Source organism: Pseudoalteromonas sp. CO342X, from assembly GCF_004208915.1.
Lineage (GTDB): Bacteria > Pseudomonadota > Gammaproteobacteria > Enterobacterales > Alteromonadaceae > Pseudoalteromonas > Pseudoalteromonas maricaloris.
The window spans coordinates 1-249 of sequence record NZ_SGPH01000109.1 but is presented as its reverse complement, the minus strand read 5'-3'; the positions used below and the strand labels follow the sequence as shown (position 1 = coordinate 249).

Here is a 249-nt window from a genome sequence, read left to right as displayed (position 1 = left end):
CTACTTTCACATGGGTAATCCACACTATCATCGACGCTGTTTTGTTTCACTTCTGAGTTCGGCATGGGGTCAGGTGGTTCCAAAACGCTATGGTCATCAGGAAAATACTGTTTTTTAGTTCTTATTTTTATATTAAATTTGGCCCTGGCGATGTTCTACTTTCACATGGGTGATCCACACTATCATCGACGCTGTTTTGTTTCACTTCTGAGTTCGGCATGGGGTCAGGTGGGTCCAAAACGCTATAGT

The 249-nt window shown here is 43.0% G+C and carries 2 rRNA genes; both read right to left on the bottom strand.

Features of this window, described 5'->3' with window-relative positions:
* Nucleotides 1-101, bottom strand: a 5S ribosomal RNA gene (rrf, locus tag EXT47_RS23750); the annotation flags it as partial.
* Between the two features lie 41 nt (nt 102-142).
* Nucleotides 143-249 (bottom strand): 5S ribosomal RNA (gene rrf / locus EXT47_RS23745); the annotation flags it as partial.